Origin of the sequence: Suilimivivens sp. (assembly GCF_037359455.1) — a bacterium.
Classification (GTDB): domain Bacteria; phylum Bacillota; class Clostridia; order Lachnospirales; family Lachnospiraceae; genus Suilimivivens; species Suilimivivens aceti.
In genome coordinates this window covers 78,975-99,198 of sequence record NZ_JAXXXI010000055.1, presented here as the reverse complement: position 1 = coordinate 99,198, position 20,224 = coordinate 78,975, and the positions used below count along the sequence as shown (strand labels likewise).

Annotated in this window: 23 protein-coding genes; 1 reads left to right on the top strand and 22 read right to left on the bottom strand. The window is 45.7% G+C overall.

What is annotated here, in order from left to right; genetic code table 11:
• The first annotated feature begins 7 nt into the window (after nucleotides 1-7).
• Complete coding sequence (locus WJQ40_RS12300; protein WP_337402732.1) at nucleotides 8-706, top strand: 5'-methylthioadenosine/adenosylhomocysteine nucleosidase; 699 nt, start codon at nucleotides 8-10, stop codon at nucleotides 704-706.
• Here the strand turns inward: WJQ40_RS12300 and spoIVB are convergent, their stop codons facing one another.
• The 22 genes from spoIVB to spoIIIAA all read right to left on the bottom strand — a co-directional run bounded on the left by spoIVB (nucleotide 707) and on the right by spoIIIAA (nucleotide 20,193).
• Nucleotides 707-2,008: a SpoIVB peptidase gene (spoIVB, locus tag WJQ40_RS12295; RefSeq protein ID WP_337540557.1), complete on the bottom strand. Its 1,302-nt coding sequence runs from the start codon at nucleotides 2,006-2,008 to the stop codon at nucleotides 707-709.
• A gap of 155 nt (nucleotides 2,009-2,163) precedes the next feature.
• Nucleotides 2,164-3,843: a DNA repair protein RecN gene (gene recN / locus WJQ40_RS12290; RefSeq protein ID WP_337540555.1), complete on the bottom strand. Its 1,680-nt coding sequence runs from the start codon at nucleotides 3,841-3,843 to the stop codon at nucleotides 2,164-2,166.
• Between the two features lie 28 nt (nucleotides 3,844-3,871).
• Nucleotides 3,872-4,324, bottom strand: coding sequence for an arginine repressor (gene argR / locus WJQ40_RS12285; RefSeq protein ID WP_262573979.1), 453 nt, complete (start codon nucleotides 4,322-4,324; stop codon nucleotides 3,872-3,874).
• Between the two features lie 4 nt (nucleotides 4,325-4,328).
• On the bottom strand, nucleotides 4,329-5,186 hold the full coding sequence (locus tag WJQ40_RS12280) for an NAD(+)/NADH kinase (protein ID WP_118797926.1): 858 nt from the start codon (nucleotides 5,184-5,186) through the stop codon (nucleotides 4,329-4,331).
• Between the two features lie 4 nt (nucleotides 5,187-5,190).
• Nucleotides 5,191-6,087, bottom strand: coding sequence for a TlyA family RNA methyltransferase (locus WJQ40_RS12275; protein WP_262573981.1), 897 nt, complete (start codon nucleotides 6,085-6,087; stop codon nucleotides 5,191-5,193).
• Between the two features lie 20 nt (nucleotides 6,088-6,107).
• Nucleotides 6,108-7,973, bottom strand: a complete 1,866-nt coding sequence (gene dxs, locus WJQ40_RS12270) for a 1-deoxy-D-xylulose-5-phosphate synthase (protein ID WP_337540551.1) — start codon at nucleotides 7,971-7,973, stop codon at nucleotides 6,108-6,110.
• A gap of 28 nt (nucleotides 7,974-8,001) precedes the next feature.
• On the bottom strand, nucleotides 8,002-8,904 hold the full coding sequence (locus WJQ40_RS12265) for a polyprenyl synthetase family protein (RefSeq protein ID WP_337540549.1): 903 nt from the start codon (nucleotides 8,902-8,904) through the stop codon (nucleotides 8,002-8,004).
• Nucleotides 8,894-9,106 (bottom strand): exodeoxyribonuclease VII small subunit, encoded by a 213-nt coding sequence (xseB, locus tag WJQ40_RS12260; protein WP_262573984.1) that lies wholly within the window; start codon nucleotides 9,104-9,106, stop codon nucleotides 8,894-8,896. Before xseB ends, WJQ40_RS12265 begins: the two co-directional genes overlap by 11 nt.
• 4 nt (nucleotides 9,107-9,110) lie before the next feature.
• Nucleotides 9,111-10,304: an exodeoxyribonuclease VII large subunit gene (gene xseA / locus WJQ40_RS12255; RefSeq protein WP_337540548.1), complete on the bottom strand. Its 1,194-nt coding sequence runs from the start codon at nucleotides 10,302-10,304 to the stop codon at nucleotides 9,111-9,113.
• Nucleotides 10,304-10,714, bottom strand: coding sequence for a transcription antitermination factor NusB (gene nusB, locus WJQ40_RS12250; protein WP_118797851.1), 411 nt, complete (start codon nucleotides 10,712-10,714; stop codon nucleotides 10,304-10,306). The genes xseA and nusB overlap by 1 nt, the downstream gene beginning before the upstream one ends.
• A gap of 25 nt (nucleotides 10,715-10,739) precedes the next feature.
• Nucleotides 10,740-11,114, bottom strand: a complete 375-nt coding sequence (locus WJQ40_RS12245; protein ID WP_262573989.1) for an Asp23/Gls24 family envelope stress response protein — start codon at nucleotides 11,112-11,114, stop codon at nucleotides 10,740-10,742.
• Nucleotides 11,115-11,201: 87 nt separating this feature from the next.
• Nucleotides 11,202-12,383 carry a transglutaminase domain-containing protein gene (locus WJQ40_RS12240; RefSeq protein WP_337540547.1) on the bottom strand — a complete coding sequence of 394 codons (1,182 nt, stop codon included), beginning with the start codon at nucleotides 12,381-12,383 and terminating at the stop codon, nucleotides 11,202-11,204.
• Nucleotides 12,384-13,976 carry a peptide chain release factor 3 gene (locus WJQ40_RS12235; protein WP_118797848.1) on the bottom strand — a complete coding sequence of 531 codons (1,593 nt, stop codon included), beginning with the start codon at nucleotides 13,974-13,976 and terminating at the stop codon, nucleotides 12,384-12,386.
• A gap of 29 nt (nucleotides 13,977-14,005) precedes the next feature.
• Complete coding sequence (locus WJQ40_RS12230; protein ID WP_337540546.1) at nucleotides 14,006-15,157, bottom strand: phosphopentomutase; 1,152 nt, start codon at nucleotides 15,155-15,157, stop codon at nucleotides 14,006-14,008.
• Between the two features lie 45 nt (nucleotides 15,158-15,202).
• Nucleotides 15,203-15,925 carry a SpoIIIAH-like family protein gene (locus WJQ40_RS12225; RefSeq protein ID WP_317246626.1) on the bottom strand — a complete coding sequence of 241 codons (723 nt, stop codon included), beginning with the start codon at nucleotides 15,923-15,925 and terminating at the stop codon, nucleotides 15,203-15,205.
• Nucleotides 15,926-15,946: 21 nt separating this feature from the next.
• The gene (locus WJQ40_RS12220; RefSeq protein ID WP_262573993.1) at nucleotides 15,947-16,567 is read right to left on the bottom strand and encodes a stage III sporulation protein AG; all 621 of its coding nucleotides are present in this window, start codon (nucleotides 16,565-16,567) and stop codon (nucleotides 15,947-15,949) included.
• Nucleotides 16,558-17,067: a stage III sporulation protein AF gene (locus tag WJQ40_RS12215; RefSeq protein WP_337540545.1), complete on the bottom strand. Its 510-nt coding sequence runs from the start codon at nucleotides 17,065-17,067 to the stop codon at nucleotides 16,558-16,560. The genes WJQ40_RS12220 and WJQ40_RS12215 overlap by 10 nt, the downstream gene beginning before the upstream one ends.
• 7 nt (nucleotides 17,068-17,074) lie before the next feature.
• Complete coding sequence (locus WJQ40_RS12210; RefSeq protein ID WP_337540544.1) at nucleotides 17,075-18,130, bottom strand: stage III sporulation protein AE; 1,056 nt, start codon at nucleotides 18,128-18,130, stop codon at nucleotides 17,075-17,077.
• 1 nt (nucleotide 18,131) lies between these two features.
• The gene (locus WJQ40_RS12205) at nucleotides 18,132-18,521 is read right to left on the bottom strand and encodes a stage III sporulation AC/AD family protein (protein ID WP_262573999.1); all 390 of its coding nucleotides are present in this window, start codon (nucleotides 18,519-18,521) and stop codon (nucleotides 18,132-18,134) included.
• A gap of 13 nt (nucleotides 18,522-18,534) precedes the next feature.
• Nucleotides 18,535-18,729, bottom strand: a complete 195-nt coding sequence (gene spoIIIAC, locus WJQ40_RS12200; protein WP_262574000.1) for a stage III sporulation protein AC — start codon at nucleotides 18,727-18,729, stop codon at nucleotides 18,535-18,537.
• 17 nt (nucleotides 18,730-18,746) lie between these two features.
• Nucleotides 18,747-19,268: a stage III sporulation protein AB gene (locus WJQ40_RS12195; RefSeq protein WP_262574001.1), complete on the bottom strand. Its 522-nt coding sequence runs from the start codon at nucleotides 19,266-19,268 to the stop codon at nucleotides 18,747-18,749.
• Nucleotides 19,258-20,193 carry a stage III sporulation protein AA gene (spoIIIAA, locus tag WJQ40_RS12190; RefSeq protein WP_262574002.1) on the bottom strand — a complete coding sequence of 312 codons (936 nt, stop codon included), beginning with the start codon at nucleotides 20,191-20,193 and terminating at the stop codon, nucleotides 19,258-19,260. Before spoIIIAA ends, WJQ40_RS12195 begins: the two co-directional genes overlap by 11 nt.
• Nucleotides 20,194-20,224: the final 31 nt, after the last annotated feature.

The window sequence follows — 20,224 nt, the reverse complement described above, 5'->3', positions numbered from 1 at the left end:
TAGACATATGAAAAAAATCGGAATCATCGGAGCCATGGAGCTGGAAGTCAGCACACTGAAGGAAGCCATGACCGTTTCCTCTGTTACCACCTGTGCCGGCATGGACTTTTATGAAGGTACTTTAAATGACGCCGCTGTCGTTATCGTACGTTCCGGTGTAGGCAAGGTCAATGCCGCCCTCTGCGTACAGATCCTCACAGATAAATTTGCTGTAACACATATCATCAATACCGGTGTTGCCGGTTCCTTAAATGCCGCACTGGATATCGGAGATATTCTGGTATCAAGGGACGCCATGCATCATGATGTGGATGCTACCATCTTTGGTTACAGACCAGGCGAGGTACCCCAGCTTGGCATCTGTGAATTTGTGGCTGATGATCAGCTTGCCTCCCTTGCCATTGCTTCCTGCAGGGAAGTAAATCCGGATCTGCAGGTTCATCTTGGACGTGTTGTCAGTGGAGATCAATTTATCTCCTCCTCTAAGGTAAAGGAACGCCTGATCCAGGTCTTCCACGGTGACTGTGCTGAAATGGAAGGTGCTTCCATCGCCCAGAGTGCTTATCTGAACCATATTCCCTTTGTTATCATCCGTGCGATCTCAGACAAGGCGGACGGCTCAGCAGAAGTAGACTATCCTGTGTTTGAAGAGGCAGCTGCCAGACATTCTGCCCGCCTTGTTGCGGATCTGGTAAAAAGAATCTAATCAGTTTTTCTCCAGCATCCGTTCAATAAAGATACCATATCCCTTTGTGGAATCCTGTACAAGAACATGAGTGACAGCACCGATGATCTTTCCGTTCTGGATGATCGGACTGCCGCTCATTCCCTGTACGATCCCACCTGTTTCAGATAACAGCCTCTCGTCTGTGATCTGCAGGACAATTCCCCTGTTGATATTATCATTTCCGAGATTGATATCCGTGATCTCTACTTCATAGTTTTCAATATCACCACCAATAGAACAGCGTATCTGTGCAGGACCAGCCTCGATCTCCTGCTTCAGTCCTACAGGAAGGGCTTCCTGCTCCTTACCTGCAATATCCGGAGAGCAGACACCAAAGATCCCTCTTGTCGTATTTTCCGTTATGGTTCCCAGAATATTTCTGTCATCATATTCGATAAACCCCGTCAATTCTCCTGGTGATCCATTGCTTCCCTTTGTGATCCCGATGATTTCCGTATGATACAGTGTTCCTTTCTGCAACGCCATAAGCGTGCTGGTATCCACATCATTGATCCCATGTCCGAGTGCTCCAAAATGTCCCGTTTCATCTATATAGGTCATGGTTCCAACCCCCTGTGCATTATCTCTGATCCAGATGCCAAGCTTATATTCTCCCTGTTCATTTAGCTGCGGCTTTGTCATCACATACAGTTCCTCTTCATTTCTTTTTATCTTCAGAATCAGATTCTGTCCTTCACAACAGCTCACTGTTTCCATAAACTGTTTTTTCCCTTTTACCGGTTCATCATTGACCTCAAGGATATAATCCCCTGGCTGAAGAATGTAATGGGCAGGACTGCAGCTCTCCCCGCTTTCTCCCTCAAATTCTCCAACACCAACCACCAGAACGCCTTCAGTCTTCACATATATCCCAATCGGAATTCCCGCCGGTTTCAATCTGACATCATCAATAACTTCCACAGAAACATCCTTGAGCGGTATGACACCAAACAGTCTTACCTTCAGCTTATAGCTGTCAATCTGCTCTGCTTTCATCGTTACCGGTCTGCTGAAATCTACCATCAGCCCACTATCTGCGATCGTCTTCTGTCCGGCCGCCGATGTTTCCACCGCTTCCTTATACAGAATGCCTTTGGCGGGTACCTGGAAATCAAATGTTTCCTCCATACCTGATTTCACCATAATAGTCGCCGGAATTCTGCACCACAGACTATAATATCCAAATGCAGTCGTCATTCCTGTTCCAAATATCAGCAGTATATATAAGAAAAACCGGTAGGCTGCCAGTTTATTTCTATTATTCCTTTTGATCTGTTCCAAGCCTTCACATCCTTCTCTTTTCCATACAGAAGGTTTTTGAAATAATTTTTCTCACTTCTGCGGCACTCTTCCCGTATCCCTTCAAACTCAAAGAAAAAGGAACACGCTCTTTGCATGTCCCTTTTAGTATGTGAAATATGGATTTTTTTATGTTACTAATTCTTGGATTTTAAAGCCATCTGCTTCATCTCTCTGGCATTAGTCATAACAGCCTCTGTCACTTCGCCCCCGCCAAGGAGTCTTGCCAGCTCCAGAGCACTCTCTTCTTCCTTAAGCTCCCGGATCCTTGTCACTGTCCGTTCCCCTTCGATCTGTTTCTCGATCAGAAAATGCACATCCTCCATGGCTGCGATCTGCGGCAGATGAGTGATACAGATGATCTGATGCTCCCTGGAGAGCTGTCCCAGCTTTTCTGATACCTTCCATGCTGTTTTTCCGCTGATCCCTGCATCGATTTCATCAAACACGAGAGTAGGTGTTTCTTCTGTATCCGCGAACACCGATTTGAATGCCAGCATGATTCTGGAAAGCTCTCCCCCGCTTGCTACCTGGGAAAGAGGCTTTTTCGCTTCTCCAGGATTGGTAGAGATCAGGAACTCTGTTCTGTCATAGCCCTGCTCGGAAAGATATTCCTCATCACTTATAACGGTAACTGCAAAATCTACATTAAGGAAATTCAGATCTCTCATTGCTTCTGCCAGTTTCTTTGATAATTCCTCTGCTTCCGCCTTCCGTATCCCGGATACCGCCTTACAATACTGAAAAAGCTTCTCCTTTTCTTCTGTCAGCTTTCCCGAAAGCTGCCGGTAATATTCCTCATAATCTGAAAGCTGCATCAGCCTCTTTTTCTTTTCTTCCAGCTCCTGAAGCACTGCTTCAACAGTCTGTCCATACTTTCCCTTCAGATGGTTAATCAGATCCAGTCTGTCTCTTATCCTTGCATACTCTTCCTCATCGAAGGTAAGGCTTTCCTGATAATCTGCCATGGATCTGTTAAAATCATTCAGCAGATTGTCTATTTCAAGAAGCTGGTCTGCAAGTATCCCTGCTTCTTCATCCAGCATGATCACATTCTTCAGTTCCCTGACTGCCCTTCCGATCAGTTCTCCGGCACTGCCATCCTCTTCATAGCCGGTTATACCATAAACAAGACCTGCCGTTTCCTGAAGCTGTCTGGCACTGCTCATTTTACGATAGCTTTTTTCCAGTTCTTCTTCCTCTTCGGGAATCAATGCTGCTTCTTCGATCTCATTTACTTCAAAGGAAAGCAGATCCATTTCTCTTTTTCTTGTCTGCTCATCCAGGGCATTCTCCGAAAGCTCCTTCTGCAGCTGCCTGTATTCCCGGTAACTCTTTTTCAGATTATCTTTCAGTTCTGCAAGCTTTTTCCCTGCAAAAGCATCCAGCAGCTGTGCCGGTTTCTCCTTACCTAAAAGCTGCTGGTGCTCGTGCTGTCCACACATATCAAGAAGTACACCTGAAAGCTGCCTGAGCTGTCCCATGCTCACGCTCTCTCCGTTTACCCGGCATATACTCCTCCCCTGCATAAGCTTACGCTGCAGGATCAGTGTATTATCCTCTATAGGGAACTCCAGCTCCTCTATTCTTTTCTTCTGCTCTTCATTCAGGGAAAAAACAAGCTCGATCAGTGCATATTCAGCACCGGTTCTGATATAGTCCTTATCTGCCTTTGCGCCAAGTGCCAGATTGACAGATCCTATAATAATAGATTTTCCGGCACCTGTTTCACCGGTTAATATATTCAGTCCTTTTTTAAATTCCACTTCTGCTTCGTCAATCAAAGCCAGATTTTTTACATGTAAGCTTTCCAGCATTTTTATTCCTCCTGCCAGTGCAAAACAGTTATTCTTCCAGTACACTGCGGATCTTTCCCATAGCGGTCTCCGTTTCCTCTGTTGTTCTGACTGCTATCATGATCGTATCATCCCCGGCAATAGATCCGACAATCTCCTTCAGCTTCATGGCATCGATTGCCGCTGCCACTGCCATGGCCATACCGGATACTGTCTTCACTACAAGTATATTCTGTGCCATATCCATGGAAACAAACCCGTCCTTTAATACACGGATATATTTATCGCTCAGATAATGATCATTGTGTGGCAGTATCGTATATCTCTGTCTTCCATCCCCACCGGAGATCTTGGAAAGCTTCAGCTCTCTGATATCTCTTGATACCGTAGCCTGAGTCACATGATAGCCGGCTTCCTTCAGACGATTTGCCAGCTCCTCCTGGGTTTCAATCTCATATTGCTCTACCAGTTCTTTAATTTTTTCATGTCTGCTTTTTTTCATTTTTCTATCCCATCTTGTTATGAAGGCTTTCCAGAAAGCTGACCCTGCTCAGCTTGATGATCCCTGTCGTCCTGCTGGAGCGTCTGATCACGATCCTGTCTCCTGTACGGAGCGTCACTCTGTGATTTCCATCAAAGCTTGCCTCGACCTCCTGAACTGTCCCATCATGTCCTGTGTCTATGCTGATAGTCACTTCATCCTCCGGTGAGAGCACAATACTGCTGTGCTGCATGGAATGTGGACAGATCGGTGAGATCACCATGAGCTGCGCCTTGGGATCCACCACGGGACCTCCTGCCGACAGATTATAACCGGTAGAGCCTGTAGGTGTTGCCACGATCATGCCATCTGCACTGTATCTGTGCAGGAACTGCCCGTTAACACTGATCGTAAATATAATGATCTGCAGGCTTCCCTTTCTGGTAATCACAATATCATTGAGTGCCTGCGTGGAATCCTCCGGCATATCCCTGTCCTCTTGAAATACATCCCCCGTCAGCATCATACGCTTCTCGATCTCATAATCTCCTTCGATCAGACGAAGCAGAGCATGCTCAATATCCGTCTTATTGACTTCTGCCAAAAATCCCAGGGTACCCAGATTGATCCCTAGGAATGGCACTGTCAGATCCGCCAGATCTGCCGCTGCCTGCAGCATGGTTCCATCACCACCTAGAACAAGCACGCAGTCTATGTTCTCTGGCACCCCTGTGCTGTCTGTATGCCCCTTTTCCTTCCTCTTCTGATTATCCTGTTGGATATAACAGTTCTTTCCTTTTTTCTGCAGAAAGTCCCGGATCTGATTTGTAACCTGATAATCCGGATCCTTGGAGCGGTTCGTTATGATATAAAAATTTTCCACGGCTCTATTCTCCTGCATTCAGCCCCTCATGTGCCAGCAGAACAGTCTCTGTGATCAGTTTGTTCATTGTTTCCTGATAAGAATAACCACTTTTCTTTTCTGTAATCTCTTTTAACATTTCTTCTGCTTCTGTCTCTGTCACAGCTTCTGTTCCCCTGATCCGCTCTTCATTCTTACGGATATAGACAAGATATTCAATATTTCCCTCCGGTCCCTTGATCGGTGAATAGTCAAGGCTGAGCACATCAAATCCGATCATATAAACATAATCAATGATCTTGCGGATGACCTCCTCATGTACCGCTTTATCCCTGACAACACCCTTTTTCCCGATCTTATCCCGTCCAGCTTCAAACTGCGGCTTGATCAGGCATACCATTTCTCCTTCTTCTGAAAGGATCGCCCTTGCCGGCAGCAGGATCTTGGTCAGGGATATAAAAGAAACATCCACTGATGCAAAATCCGGTGTATCCTCAATATCCTCTGGTTTCAGATAACGGAAATTCGTTTTTTCCATACAGACAACCCGCTCATCATTCCGAAGCTTCCAGTCAAGCTGCCCGTGTCCGACATCTACAGAATAAACCCTTTTTGCCCCATTCTGGAGCATACAGTCTGTAAATCCCCCAGTCGATGCACCAATATCCATGCATATTCTATCCTGCAGGGAAAATCCAAACTTTTTCACTGCCTTATCCAGCTTTAAGCCCCCTCTACTGACAAAGGGCAGTGTATTGCCCCGGATCTCCAGTCTGATCTTTGAAAGCTCAAACGTAGTTCCGGCTTTGTCTTCCCGCTGTCCATCCACGAAAACATCTCCTGCCATGATAATGGCTTTTGCCTTTTCCCTGGAGGCAGCATATCCCTCCTGAACTAATATCACATCCAGTCGTTCTTTCATCTATGATTCCCAGCTTCCTGTCATTCTCTTTCCTTTAATCTGGCAAGTATTGCACCAGCAATACTTTCTGCATCAATACCAATCTCCTTTTTCAGGAGATCTACGTTGCCATGCTCTACATATTCATCCGGAATTGCAAAATTCAGCAGCTCCCCTTCACCCGGAAGGGTATCAAAGTACTCTCTGACTCTTTCTCCGTAGCCGCCGCTCGCCACATTCTCCTCCATGGCAGCTGTGATACCATGATGCTTCTTGGCATATTCTACGGCCTTTTCATCGATCGGTTTCACAAATCTGGCATTAATCAGACTGCATCCATAGCCTGCTTCCCGGATCAGCCTTCTGACCTCTTCTGCAGTCTTTACCATACTTCCTACTGCCAGAAGACAGACATCCTTCTCCAGATAAATGGCCTCTGCATGGAAGGATTCTATCGGTGCCCGGAATTCCTTTAATCCGGCATAAGCTTCTCCCCTCGGATAACGGATCGCCACCGGCGCATTCAGACTTAACGCATATTTCATCATATCGGATAATTCCCATTTGTTTTTCGGCGCCATGACATGCATATTGGGAATAGAAGACAGATAGGAAAGATCAAAGATTCCCTGATGTGTTTCTCCGTCACTTCCTACAATACCAGCTCTGTCAACAGCAAACACAACCGGCAGATTCTGGATGCAGACATCATGGATGATCTGATCGTATGCCCTCTGCAGGAAGGAAGAATAGATTGCCACTACTGGCTTCAAACCGCCAACTGCAAGCCCTGCTGCAAAGGTGACAGCATGTTCTTCTGCGATTCCCACATCGAAGAACCTGTCCGGATACATATTCCGGAACCGCTTTAAACCGGTTCCATCCGGCATGGCTGCCGTGATCGCTACCACCTTTTCATTCCTTGCTCCCAGCTTACACATCACAGTTGAAAAAATATCGGTATAATTAGCTGTTGTTCTCGGATTTAAAGGAATTCCTGTTTCTGTATCAAATGGCTCCGCCCCATGGAATCTTGCGGGATGTCTCTCTGCCGGCTCAAAGCCTTTTCCCTTCTGTGTGATCACATGTACAATAACAGTATTTCTCACGCGCTTCGCTTCCTGGAACATACGAAGCATCGCAGGGATATTATGCCCATCCACTGGTCCAAGATAGGTAATCCCCATGTCCTCAAAAAACATTCCAGGAACCACAAGCTGCTTAAAGCCACTCTTCGCTTTACGGATACCCTCAACGATCCGGTCACCCCTTGGTATATCCTTCAAAGTATTATACACACCCTCTTTGATATCCAGATAGGCATTCGCTGTACGGATATTATTCAGATACTTGGAAATACCGCCTACATTTTCTGATATGGACATATTGTTGTCATTTAAAACAATAATGAAATTGGTTTCCAGCTTTGCTGCATTGTTCAACGCTTCATAGGCCATACCGCCTGTCAGGGAACCATCCCCGATCACAGATATGACACTGTTCTTCTGCCCCTGGATATCCCTTGCCTTGACAAGACCAAGTCCTGCAGAAATAGAGGTTGAACTGTGTCCGGTATCAAAGCTGTCGCAGTTGCTTTCCTTCCTCTTGGGAAATCCGCTCATTCCTCCGAACTTACGTAAATTGTCGAACTGATCCTTACGGCCTGTCAGAAGCTTATGAGTATAAGACTGATGCCCCACATCCCATATGATCTTGTCCTCCGGAAGCTGAAAAGAAAGATGCAGTGCCATTGTCAGCTCTACCGTGCCAAGGTTTGAGCCCAGATGCCCTCCGGTTTTGGAAATATGTCCGATCAGGAACTGCCTGATCTCTTCTGCAAGTGCAGGATAATCTTCCGGATTGATTTTCTTAATATCATTTACCGCATTGATTCGGTCAAGTAACATATAAACACCTTCTTTTCTTCTGTCCGGTCTACTTCTGCCGTGTGATCAGGGAATCTATCAGGCTGATCAGAAACGGATTTTTCTCCTGAAAGGAACTAAGGATCTCTTCTGCTTCTCCAGAAAGCCGCTTTACGTCTTCCCTTGATTTTTCGAGTCCATTTAATGATACATAGGTAAGCTTGTGATTTTTCTCATCACTGCCAATGGGTTTTCCAAGGATTTTTTCATTGCCTGTCACATCCAGGATATCATCCTGGATCTGAAATGCGATTCCAATATCATAGGCCGCTTTCTCAAGAGACCCGATCTCTGTATCTGATGCTCCTGCAAGAATACCACCGATCATAAGAGCTGCCTGGATCAATGCCGCTGTTTTCTTTTCATGGATAAACAGAAGCAGTTCTTCTGTAAGTGGAAGCTTTCCCTCTTCTGCTTCCAGATCCCCGTTCTGTCCGCCAATCATTCCATAAATGCCGGCCTTCTCTGCAAGGATCTGAAGTGCTCTGGCAACACGCTTCATTTCTTCCAGGTCATCAGCCTTGTCAAAAGCTTTGACAGCTGTCTCATAGGCATAGTTCAGAAGTCCATCTCCTGCAAGTACTGCCATACCTTCTCCATATACGGTCCAGGTCGTCTTCCTTCCTCTCCGGTATTCATCATTATCCATAGCCGGCAGATCATCATGTACAAGAGAATAATTATGGATCATTTCAAGAGCTGCCATAAAGGGCTCGATCACTTCTCCCTGCCCGCCAAACAGAAGAAAGCTCTCCTTCATCAAAACTGGTCTGAGTCTTTTTCCTCCTGCCAAAACACTGTAGTTCATGGCCTCGATCACTTTTTTCTGATACCCTTCCTCTTCCGGCAGATATTTTTTTAAAATATCTTCTGCATCAGCAGCCTTCTGCTGCAGCTGTTCATTAAAATTCATCTGTACCCCCATCTTCATTCAGCACCAGAACTTTCTTTTCTACTTTATCAATAATTTCATTACACTTTTTGACGAGAAGCATGCCTTTCTGATATTCCTGAAAAGACTGTTCCAGCGTAATATCATCCTTTTCCAGATTTTCAATCGTTTCCTGTAACCTGGTAAAGGCCTCTTCCAGTGAGATCTCTTTCTCTTCCCCCATTCGTTTATTCCTTTCCTGTTACAGAAGCATACAAACTTCCATTTTTCACATAGATCTTCAGCTCATCACCTGTATGGACACGGTTTACATCATTTACGCATCTGCCCTCTGCATCCTCCACATAGGAAAATCCCTGATTCAGTTTATCCAGTGGTGACAGCCCCTTAAGCTGCTCAATATATAAAGCAAGCTGATGTCTGCTTTCCCCTGTTCTGCCATTCATCAGCGCCATAAGCTGTTCTTCTGTATGTAACAGCCACATTTTCTTTTCACGGATCCGAGAAATCGGAGAATTCATTTTCAGTCTGGCTTCCTGATTTTTAAGCTGCAGCCTGCAATAGGTAAGCTTCTGCTCCAGTGTACGGTTTAAGACCGTTTTCTGCCCGGAAAGCCGCTCCATAAATGCCTTCACATCATACACAGCAAGCTCCGCTGCCGCTGATGGTGTAGGTGCCCGCAGATCCGATACATAATCAATGATCGTAGTATCTGTTTCGTGTCCCACCGCTGATATGACCGGGATCTCACAGTCAAAAACAGCTTCTGCTACTGATTCTTCATTAAAGCACCAGAGATCCTCTATAGAGCCACCGCCTCTTCCTACAATAATGACATCTACCTTCTGTTTCTCCAGTGCATGTATTCCCCTGATAATGCTTTCTGCTGCACCGTCTCCCTGTACAATTGCCGGATAAAGGATTATCTGCACATAGGGATTTCTCCTGGTCGCGATATTGATAATATCCCTGACTGCCGCACCCGTCGGTGCTGTGACAACACCAAGTGTCCTGATATAAGGAGGGATCGCCTTCTTATACTCGGCTGCAAACATCCCTCTTTCTTCCAGTTCCTTTTTCAGCTGTTCATATTTCTCATACAGGGCACCTGCACCGTCTCTGGTAATATTTTTGGCATACAGCTGATACTTTCCGTCTCTTTCATAAACATCAACTGTTCCCTGTACAATGACCTGTATTCCTTCAGTAAGCCGAAACGCAAGACCGGAACGGTTTCCAGCAAACATCACGCAGGAAATCGTTCCTTTTCCATCTTTCAGCGTAAAATAAATATGTCCCGAGGAATGATATTTACAGTTACTTACCTCTCCCTTCACAAAAAGGGACTGCAATAAAAAATCCTGGGAAAACATATTTTTAATATATGAATTTACTTGGCCAACAGTGTAAACATTCTGCATTATTTATCTTCCTGAACAAATTTTGCCAGAACACCATTGACAAATGCAGATGAAGAATCCTGTCCAAACTTCTTGGCAAGCTCTACAGCTTCATTAATTGCTACTCCTGTAGGTATCTCTTCATCAAATAAGATTTCATAAACAGCAAGACGCAGGACTGTCAGATCCACTTTACCCATTCTGCCTGTATCCCAGCCTTCCACCTTTTCATTCAATGCAGCATCGATTTCTGTCAGTTTCTCAAGAATCCTGTTCAGCTTGTCTGTAATATAAGCAGTATCTGCCACATCAGCCTGATTTTCCTCTTCTTCAAAGAAAAACTCTGTCTGCTCCGGCATTTCCTCTCTGTTATTAAACTCCACACGAAAAAGAAGCTTGAATATCTGCTCTCTCAGTTCTCTTCTGGTCATTTGTTTATCCTGCCTGTATTCTTTCTCACATGCCAACGCCGGCAACTCTGATATTCACATCTGTTACATTCAGACCTGTCATACTCTCGATCGTAGATTTTACCTTGTCCTGCACCTTCTGGGAGATTGCCGGAATGCTGTATCCATATTTCACGATCAGGGTAATATCTGCCTTCACATTCTTGCCATTGACCTCTACCTTTACGCCCTTTGCAAGACTCTTAACTCCCATTTTACTTGCCAGCTCATTGCCGATATTTCCAGCCATGGAAACTACGCCTTCAACCTCAGTTGCAGCGATACTGCCAATAGCTGCTACTACATCATCAGCGATCTTGACAGTTCCAAAACTATCATCATCCTGTAATACATAAGTGTTCTGTTCCATTGTCTTTTCCATGATCCTGTTCCTTTCTTTATGTCAGTTATCTGACTTTCATCATACCAAAAAATACGTTTTTTGGAAAGCCTAAATCCAATTTTCCTCTTACAGCCAGAAGCTCAGGCTCTGCTGCTCCCTGTTATCCGCATAGGATACTGTGCCCTCTGCACCATGCAGGTAGGAAAAGATCCCCTGTTCTTTGATCAGATACCGGATCATCTCCTCATAAACTGCCACATCTGAACATTTCAGCGTCACATAAGAGCTTCCCGTATCATATGCCATCTGGAACAGTTCTTCCAGCTTCTGTTTGTCTACAGAAGTAAAATATCTGCCTTCCCTGACATAATAATTATCCGTCATGTCATCACATACCGGCATGGACGCACCCGTATCAATAGAATGTGTCGCTGTCAGCTGAACTGTTGTTACACACAGATAATCATAATTGATCGGCGGTATGCTCTCCTCACCCTCTGTGCTGCCCTCTACCATCTGATAGGAAGCATCCCCCCAAGTAGTATCTATATAATACCAGCTTCCATCCAGTCTTGCCAGATTCCAGGCATGTCCCTCTCCGGAAAGCACTCTTCCCATCACAAGCGTTGCATCTATTCCTGCCTGATTCAGCAGATACTGTGTTGCCTTGGCATATCCCTGGCACACACTCCTTCCATACAGAAAAACAGAGCATATATTCTGATTATCCGGCGCCTCTGAATCGTATTCTGTAGAATTGATGATATACTCGTAAATATATTTGGTCTTTTCATAGTCGTCCATGTCAGGAGTGATGCCCGTAAGGCAGTTTACTGCATAATCCCGGATCAGCTTCTTCCGGCTTTCTGCTTCTTCCTCATCCATGGTATAGGTTCCGGAAAATGTGATCTTCTTTACCTCACTGCCAAGGGTATATCTGGTAAATGTATATCCCTCCACATAGAATATCTCCGGATGGTCGTTCAGCACATACTGGAATATCCTCTCTATGGTGTCTGTTTCAAGACAGGATAACGGAATATCCTTCTGAAAATGCTGTAGAATGTCCAAAATCTCCACATATACAGTCTGATCCTCACTGTGAAGCTGATCAAAATAGAACTGGCCATTCTGCCTTTTTTTCAGGCTTTCCGCCACATCACTATTCATTTCACCGGTTCTTGGAATCTGTTCTTCCACGGCCGGAGTTTCCTTCGCCTGTTCCTGATCCATTCCTATTTCACCAGACGTACATCCGGTAAACATCAAAGAAAGGATCAGGGCTGTCGAAAGCCATCTGTTTTTCATTTAATCACGTCCAAACTCTGATAATACAAGTCCTTCATTTCTCTCAAGAGTCATACCTATGCTCCAGGAATTAATAAACAGCAGAAGCGGATTTCCCTTCAGATCCTTGATCTTCTTCATATCGGAGGTGCCTGTCAGCTTTGTCAGATCAATATCTTTATTCTCGATCCATCTGATATGCTCATAAGGCAGCGGCTCCAGCTTGATCTCAACATTATATTCATTTTCCAGACGGTATTTTAAGACATCAAACTGCAATACACCTACCACACCGACAATGATCTCTTCCATACCGGTATTAAATTCCTGGAAAATCTGGATTGCACCCTCCTGTGCAATCTGGGTGATCCCCTTCACAAACTGCTTTCTCTTCATAGTATCGATCTGCCTTACCCTTGCGAAATGCTCCGGGGCAAAGGTCGGGATCCCCTCATAGCAGAACTGTTCCTTTGGCATACACAACGTATCCCCGATAGAAAAAATACCAGGATCAAATACCCCGATAATATCACCGGCATAGGCCTCTTCCAGGATCTTTCTTTCGCTCGCCATGATCTGCTGGGGCTGTGAAAGACGCATGATTTTATTTCCCTGTACATGCTTGACTTCCATGCTTGCCTCATATTTACCGGAACAGATTCTCATAAATGCGATCCTGTCACGGTGTGCTTTATTCATATTGGCCTGTATCTTGAACACAAAAGCAGAAAAGTCATTCTCTGTAGGTGAGATCAGTCCGATATCCGCCTTTCTTGGCAGCGGAGTTGTTGTCATCTTAAGGAAATGCTGCAGAAAAAATTCCACGCCAAAATTGGTAAGGGCTGAACCGAAAAATACCGGTGTCAGCTCACCTGCCTGCACGGCTTCCAGATCAAATTCCGCACTCGCACCGTCCAGAAGATCAATCTCATCCATCAGCGTTTCTGCTGCTTCCTCTCCTATCACTGTATCCAGCTCTTCTCTTCCGGCCACAGGAATATGCCTGGTCTCCCCCTCTTTGGTTCCCTTCTCAGTATCTGAAAAGGTGATCACCTCCTGCTTATGCCTGTCATATACTCCCTTGAAACGCTTACCGGAACCAATAGGCCAGTTAACCGGACAGGTGGCAATACCAAGCTCTTTTTCAATTTCATCCAGAAGCTCAAAGGTATCATTGGCATCCCTGTCCATTTTGTTAATAAAAGTAAAGATCGGGATCTTTCTCATGACGCAGACCTTGAACAGCTTCCTTGTCTGTGCCTCTACACCCTTGGATGCATCAATGACCATGACTGCTGAGTCAGCTGCCATCAGTGTACGGTAAGTATCTTCTGAGAAATCCTGGTGCCCCGGTGTATCCAGAATGTTGATGCAGAAGCCGTCATATTCAAACTGCAGAACAGAAGAAGTAACGGAAATACCTCTCTCCTTCTCGATCTCCATCCAGTCAGATACAGCATGTCTGGCCGTCGCCTTTCCCTTTACACTTCCTGCCAGATTAATAGCGCCTCCATACAAAAGGAATTTCTCTGTCAGCGTCGTCTTACCTGCATCAGGATGCGAGATGATCGCAAACGTACGTCTTCTGTTGATTTCTTTATCGTAATTTCCCACGTTTTTTCCTCCAAGTGATCGTTTTGTATTTAAAGCATGGATGTGCCTGCGATTTTTGATGGTACCTGGAAATAATCAAGCACAGTTGCACCGATATCTGCAAAGGTATCCCTCGTTCCTAAGTCCGCAGGTTTGATTTTCTTTCCATACATCAGAAAAGGCGTATATTCTCTGGAATGATCCGTAGACACCGTATAACCGGGATCACATCCGTGATCGGCTGTGATCATCAGAACATCTCCATCCCCAAGCTTCGCCATCATCACAGGCAGAGCCCTGTCAAATTCCTCCAGTGCCCTTCCATAGCCCTCACAGTTATTTCTGTGCCCGTACAGCATATCAAAATCAACAAGATTCGTAAAGCATAATCCGTCAAAATCCCGATCCATACAGGCAAGTGTCCTGGCTATGCCCTCTGTATTTCCACTGGTGTATACTGCTTCTGTAATACCTCTTCCGGCAAAAATATCCCGGATCTTTCCTATTGCGATCACATCCCTGCCTGCTGCCTTCAATGCATCCAGCATCGTTTCTGCAGGTGGCAGAAGTGAATAATCATGTCTTCTTGGCGTCCTCACATAATGACCGCTCTCCCCCGTAAAGGGCCTTGCGATCACTCTTCCGACACCATGCTTCCCTGTAAGCAGCCCTCTTGCTTCTTCGCAGTAATGATATAACGTTTCTACCGGAACCACATCCTCATGGGCTGCGATCTGAAATACACTGTCTGCCGAAGTATAGACAATCAGATCTCCTGTCCTTACATGTTCATCTCCATAATCTTTGATAACCTCTGTGCCTGAATAAGGTCTGTTGCACAGAACACCCCTGCCCGTCATCTTCCTAAACGGCGCAAGGATCTCCTCCGGAAATCCATCCGGGTAAACCGGGAGCGGTTTTTCTGAAATAATTCCCGCAATCTCCCAGTGACCGATCGTGGTATCCTTTCCTCTGGATTTCTCCGTCATCCTGGCATATGCCGCAGATGGCTCTCTGGTACCTTTCGAGAAATCCACACCATCAATATTAAAAAGCCCCATTTCCTTCAGATTAGGGTAATGTGCATCAGAACCGCCGGTTGCAGAACGCAGTGTATTGGTTCCTTCATCTCCAAACTGACCTGCATCCGGCATTGCTCCGATCCCGAGACTGTCAAGCACGATCAAAAATACTCTTGCCATTACAGAATTCCTCTCTTTCTCTGTCCTTGTATAGAATATCACATTTTATTCTGCTGTAGTAGTACTGATTACAATATTTTCCGCTCCGATCCCTGTCTTGCGCACTACAATATCCTCGATCTGGGCACGCTGTGCTTCGGTCAGGTCACTGGTATTTATCACCACATCCACCATGCCGTCTGCAATACTCACAACCGCATCATCAAAGCCCTTGGCCTGCAGCAGGATCTCGGCCGCTGTTTCCTTTTCTGCCGCATCTGTGATCGCGATCATGCCGTCAATAGCTTCCTGCTTCTGCTCATCACTGATATTTACGTTATTGATGATCTCCAGAAGCGTCTCCTTATTTCTGGCACGTACCTGCTCCTTCAAAAGCTTTGCACCAGACAGGCTGTCAAGACTGGAGGATGACGTAAATACAGCTTCCCCCGGTACACTTTGATCTGACAGCTCATCCCCTGTGTTCTCAGCCATGCTTTCCTGCATGGTCTCATCAAGGTAATCAGGTTCCTCACTGACTACATCCGAATCCAGGCTCGCAATATCATAATTTTCCGCTGCTTCCATATCTTCGTCAGAGATCTCAAATAGTGAGGCCACCTGTGTATCCTCCGTGTCAGGTGCATCTTCTTTTGCAGTCACAGCAGAATCTGCACCGGTTTCCATGATCTCCTCCTCCGAGATCCTGGAACCTGCAAAATTCAGATATCCCGCAATTGCGATCATAATTGCCAGAGCCGTGATCATGATCTGATTCTTTTTCATCATATTTTTCAACGCCGTTTCTCCTTATCTGGAACTCATTTTGATTATTTTTATTTTATGTACATCTATCCCGAATAATGCCTGAATTGCCTCCGTAATGTTTTTATTTATTTTCCCCTGATCTGCGCCGCTTACGCAGACAACAACACCTTCTACTTCTGGATAGATCACCTTTTTTATAAAGGGTCTTGTGCCATCCTCTGTGTAAACTGAAACCATCTTTTCAGTAGATTCTGCCGCATTCCTGCTGCCGCTTCCCTCTACCTCCGTACTAGAATCCAGAGATGACTCTGTATCCTTTTCTATTACAGCTTCACCGGATCCCTTCAGCGTCAGGAATACCTTTACATCACCTGCTCCTTCCACAGAAGACAGGAAATCCTCCAGCTGTCCTTCCATCACAGTCGCATACTCCCGCATTGCTTCTGCATCCGCCGTCATCTCCGGAAGACTGGCATCCTCACTTCCCTCTGATACTATCGTATCATGTTGGCTGTCCCAAAAACCGTACTTGCTTTCCTTCTTTTTTTCTTCTGCCGGCCATGCGATCACAAGCAGCAGAATCCCGGCCAGAAACAGGATCAGAAAATTCTCTTTTTTCCCTGCAAGGGATCTGAACAGCTTTTCTTTCCTCTTTATCTCCATTCAGACACTTCAACCTCCATATCCGACATATCCATCTGCAGCCTTTCCGCAATATACTGCTTTTTCTGCTGCAGCCACTCTTCCTTTCCCTCTATCGTGCTGTTTTCTGCCCACAGGCCATCTTTTTCCGGTGCTTCCAGTACAACAAGAAGATACATGTTTCCGTCTTCTCTTTCCTTCAACTCTATATCCAGGATCTGTACCTCTTCCAGCTGCCCAAGTCTCTGCATAATCTCCCTTTCCATCTGTCTTTGCACAGGATCTTTCTGCTTCCCATCTGTACGAAATTCTATTTCCATTTCATAAGCAGGGACTTTACCGGGATCAGATAAGGCTCCATTTTTTGAAAACAGGGAAAGAACCGGCAATGCCAGCTGTACCACCAGAACCATTCCAACGATCAGCCTGATATACTTTTTGTATACCTCTGACGGGGCAAGACAAACCATAGCCTCTGCCACGATGATAAAAATTCCTGTTTTCCGGATAATCTCTGTCATATAATGCTCACCTCACAATACACGACACGATCGCCACCACGATCAGAAACAATGCCATGCCGGTAAGAACACAGCGAAGAAGCAGAAAACACCCTTCTCCTACCTTGTCCACGCATACGGACAGCCGTTTATCTCCAACCACACTGCAAAGCGCAGCGCCAAACCGGATCAGTCCGGAAAGCACCAGGATCTTAAAAACCGGCAATGCACAGATCAGGAGAAGCAGTACCAGAAATAAAATTCCCATAGTATTCCGGATAAGCACTGCTGACCCCAGTACAAGCTCTGCCACGCCTTCTACTGCTCCGCCAATCCCCGGGAGCACCTGCATGGCCTTCTTCATTGCCGATACCTTAAGTCCGTCTACTGCCGGTATGATCAGTGCCTGTACAAAGGACATTCCTGTAACAAGCGCCAGCATGACCTTAAAGGCAAAATCTGCGATCCTTTTCATGAAATCCAGCAGGAGATTCAGTCTTTCTTCCGGAAACAGGGCTGAGAGGAGTGCCAGGATCACATAGCTGTAAATAAAAGGAACCATGACCGAAAGAAGGATCTCCTCGATCCCCCATACAAGAAGCAGCATCATTCCATAGTAAAAAGAGGCTGTCGTTGTTCCAAGTGAAACGGAAACACTCACTGCCCATGATGGGACAAACAGCTTTACAAAAAGAATGATATTTTCAAAGGTGGCAACTGTAATCCTGGAGATCACGGTAAAAGCTCCTGTCAATGTGGAAAGAAGAATCAGATACAGCAGATAGAATCCTGTTCCTCTTGTATTCCCCTTCGCCAGAACATCCGAGAAATCAGACAACAATGCAGAAAAGATACCGATCAGCAAAATGCTCACCAGCAATGTCTTCATACCTGCAAGATCCCCGGCAAATCCCTCCTTTACCGCCTGTGTGATCATCTTAAAAGCCTCCCCTGCCTGTCCTTCCAGTATCAGATTAAAAAGAGAATTCATATCGATCTGATATCCCGGAAACAGCTTCGTAAATGACTCTGATGCAGCGGCCAGATTAAGCTCCTCCATCTGTTCCGTTAAATAGTCGTTCATTTTATCCCCCTACAATTGTACTGATATTTTCAACGACCGCAGCCATGACCGGCAGACTGAAGCATAGAACAGAAAGCTTGGCAAAGATCTCAATCTGTCCGGCCACAGCCTGATATCCGGCATCCTTACAGACACTGGCACAGAAATCCCCAATATAGGTGATCCCTACTGCTTTCAGGATCAGGGCAAGCCAGGCTTCACTTCCTCCGATATACTTTTTCAGGGACAGGATCTGGGATATGATACTACCGATCTTTTCCATTGAAAAAGCAAAAATAAGAATACAAAGCGCTACTCCCATATACAGACTGATCTCTGCCCTGGTACCCTTAAACTGGATCGCAAGCATAACACCCGTCAGCCCAAGAATCCCAATTTTCAGCATATCCATTGTCATCCTCCTCTCAGAACTGGAAAAGATCCTGTACCATTATAAACAGATCGTAAATATATGGCAGGATCCATGTCAGCACAAGGATCAGTCCGGCAAGACTGATCAGAAAGGCATGTTCCTCTCTTCCACTATGTTTCAGTACCTGACTTAAGATTGTCACCAGTATCCCCACTGCAGCTATTTTAAATATCAGCCCTACTCCCATTGCTCCTCCTGCTCCTGTCACAGCAAAACGATCACAAGAAACAGTCCTGCTGCAATTCCAAGGCTCATTATAATTCTGTTCTTACTCTTAAGCTCCTCCTCACACTGTTGTATCTCACGATCCATATCCCTTATGTACCGGTCTATCGCTCTTGCCTGTCCTCTGTATTCGTTTTCTGTAAATCCGTCCGGAAAGGAAAACAGGATCTGTTTCTGGTTCCCGGACAAATGATAAGAAGCAAGCGCCTTTTCCATCTCCTTCTGCCAGAGCTCCCTGATTGTTTCCCCCTGTTCCATCGTAAGCCTGCCAGCAGCTTCCCTCAGCGCACCTGAAAGCGGTTCCTTTATTTTTTCTGACAGATTTTTGAAAATTTCAGGAAGCGGTAATGCTGTATAGTCAATCTCTCCCTGGATCAGACAAAACATTTCCCTGATCTCCTTCAGCAGCAGAATCTGGTTTTTCCTACCCATACAGATTTCGGCTGTAAATCCGATCGATCCTGTCAGCAGTCCGAATACCCCAAGAATTTTACCTATCATATCCTTCCCCATCCCGTTTCAGAATAGAAAAAGGTTCTCCTTCCCTCCCACGCCTTTCAAGAAGTACCACACAGTCAAACAGTGTCTCCGGTATTCCCCTCTCCTTCATTTCTTCCATACAGCTTCCATGCATGGTAGCGATCACACTGCAGCCGCATCTGATGATTTCCAGGATCGCATCTGCATCCCTTTTGCCCCCGATCTCATCTACTGCGATCACCTCCGGTGCCATGGATCTTACAAGAAGCAGCATACCAAGACTTTTCGGGCAGGAATCCAGTATGTCTGTCCGAAGTCCCAGATCATTTCCCGGTATCCCCATATAGGAGCCGGCAATTTCGGATCTTTCGTCTACAACTGCCACCTGCCTCCCCCTGTGTGCCCCGCCGCCATAGGACAGCTGCCGGATCATATCCCGGAGCACCGTTGTCTTGCCGCTTAACGGAGGTCCGATCAGAATTGTGTTCAGTATCCTTCCCTTTTCATAAAGATATGGCATCAGCAGACCGGCAGCTCCCGGAATTTCATGGGAAATCCTGATATTGGCATAGCTGATATATTTCATATTTTTTATACCTCCATCCTCCTTCAGGATAACCTGTCCTGCGATCCCGATCCGGTGTCCGCCGGGAACCGTGAGAAATCCCTGCCGTATATCCTCTTCGTAGGCATACCGGGAATAGCTGCAGACATGATCCAGAAACTGCGCCATTTCCTTTTCCTGCAGGATCCAGCAGTCTTCTGCTATGATCCTTGTCAGCTTTCCGGTATTCCTAAGGAAAAATTCCCCTTCCTCCATAATGACACGTACCGGTCTTCCTACTGCAAATCTGATTTCCTGCAGACCTTCTGCTTTTTCCGCAGCCATTCTGAACCGTCCCCTGACCGCCTGCGGAAAAATATGTAAAATCTCCTCTGCGTTCATCTTGTCCTCCTTTTCCTATATCTCAGTATAT